The 1,574-nt window shown below is 68.9% G+C and carries 3 protein-coding genes and 1 pseudogene; 1 reads left to right on the top strand and 3 read right to left on the bottom strand.

Annotated elements, in window-relative coordinates:
- Positions 1–242, bottom strand: a pseudogene (locus tag DD1DGNOD_RS08060) (plasmid replication, integration and excision activator); the annotation flags it as partial.
- Between the two features lie 192 nt (positions 243–434).
- On the opposite strand from DD1DGNOD_RS08060, the gene DD1DGNOD_RS08055 reads away from it, so the two are divergent.
- Positions 435–860, top strand: coding sequence for a helix-turn-helix domain-containing protein (locus DD1DGNOD_RS08055; RefSeq protein WP_131769801.1), 426 nt, complete (start codon positions 435–437; stop codon positions 858–860).
- A 74-nt stretch (positions 861–934) separates the two neighbouring features.
- Here DD1DGNOD_RS08055 and DD1DGNOD_RS08050 read toward each other — a convergent pair whose 3' ends face one another.
- A complete protein-coding gene (locus DD1DGNOD_RS08050) occupies positions 935–1,186 on the bottom strand; it encodes a hypothetical protein (RefSeq protein WP_131769800.1) in 252 nt (83 codons plus the stop codon).
- On the bottom strand, positions 1,183–1,491 hold the full coding sequence (locus DD1DGNOD_RS29000; RefSeq protein WP_241255547.1) for a hypothetical protein: 309 nt from the start codon (positions 1,489–1,491) through the stop codon (positions 1,183–1,185). Before DD1DGNOD_RS29000 ends, DD1DGNOD_RS08050 begins: the two co-directional genes overlap by 4 nt.
- Between the last annotated feature and the right edge of the window lie 83 nt (positions 1,492–1,574).

The following is a 1,574-nucleotide window of genomic DNA, read 5'->3' as shown; positions in this document are numbered from 1 at the left end:
ACCGGCATCACCGCCGCCGCCATCTTCACCTTCACTTCCGCCGAACCGGCACGCGCGGTCGGGTCGGGGTCCATGACCCGCACCGTCCACAGCAGCTCGCCGGTGTCCTTGTCGCGCTCCTGGACGTCTGTCTCACCCGCCTGCGCCTTCGCGAAGTCGCGGGCGGCCTCCACACCGAGCACGAACGCGCCGTGCGGGAACACGTCCTCGAACCGCACCGGAATTCGTCGCGGCAGCGCCACCGTCACCCACCTCCGTCAGGGATCAGGTCCGGGTTCCGGCGGGACGCCGCGTCCCGGACAGCATCCACAATGAGGCGCTCAGGAACCGCTTGCCAAGCGATATCGTACCTATGTATATGCACCCCGTATGAAATCCATACCCCGACCGGTTGAAATGTCGACAGCCGTTTGCCCCACAGCTATTTTTGACAGGTGACAAACAAGAACGGCATCCCGCCGTACACGGCACGCGGCCGGGTTGAGGGTGAGAACTGGCAGGCCGTCGCCGACGCGCTCAACGCCCGCATGGCCGCCCGCCGCATCGGACAACAGGCCCTCGCGACCGCGTCCGGGGTGTCCGTGGCCACCCTGCGGCAGCTCCAGCACGGCCGGCACTCCCGCCGCGTCCAGAACACCACCCTGTCCGCGGTGGCCCGCGCGCTGGACTGGCCGGACGACCACCTGATCCGGGTCCTGCTCGGCGACCAGGCGGACGACGCGGACGACGACACCGACCGGACCGCGTCCCCGGCGGACCGCTGGGTCGTGGCACGCCTTGACGCCATCGAAGGCCATCTCCGGCGGATGGATCAGCGTCTTGCTCTCATCGAGCGGCACCTCAGCACGTGCGGCCTGTGAAACGCCGAAGGGCTGGAACCTCACGGAGTCCTCCCCGCGCGGTTCCAGCCCTTTTCTACGGCCGTGCTGTCGAGCTATCCCGGTGGCGCGGCTCGCTGTGACAGCGCCAGGCAGAAGATCAGAAATAGATCGACGTCGCCGAACGCCTCGACGAACTCGACAGCCTCCGGCAGCGTCCGCAACATCCGGATCAGTTCCGCCGGCCGCATGGACGGCGTGAGCGTGACGACCCACTCCCCCGCAGCAGCAGGGAACAGCGACTCTCCACTGTTCGGCGGCTGCGCGTCGTCGGAGGGACGGTCCGCGTCGGCGGTGTCGGTGGTCACCGCGGCCCGGACCGCCGCACGGCACGCGCGAGTGCCGCCTCGAGCTGGCGACGGCCCCCCACCTGCCGGGAGACGTTCTCCACGAAGAAGAACAGTGGCGTGACCTGGTAGTCGTGCCAGCCGTGCTCGATCGCGAACAGGTCCGCCGACGCCGCCGAATCAAATGTGATCATCGTGTCGCGGACGCGGCGTTCCTCTCCCGGCTCGAACCGCACGACACCCCACAGCGCCGGCGCCCGGGTGTCCGTACCGCGGTCCTCCACACCGTTTCTCGCCCCGCTACTGGTCACCGTCACCGGCTTCACCGTCCCGTCCGCATCGTCGGTTGGATGCCGGCCCGGTCCCGCGGGCAAGCTCCCTCAACGCGGGACAGGGCCGGTTGCGAACC

The sequence above is a fragment of the Candidatus Protofrankia californiensis genome, from assembly GCF_900634765.1.
Classification (GTDB): Bacteria; Actinomycetota; Actinomycetes; order Frankiales; family Frankiaceae; genus Protofrankia; species Protofrankia californiensis.
The sequence above is the reverse complement of the archived record's forward strand: the minus strand, read 5'-3'. Positions and strand labels throughout refer to the sequence as shown.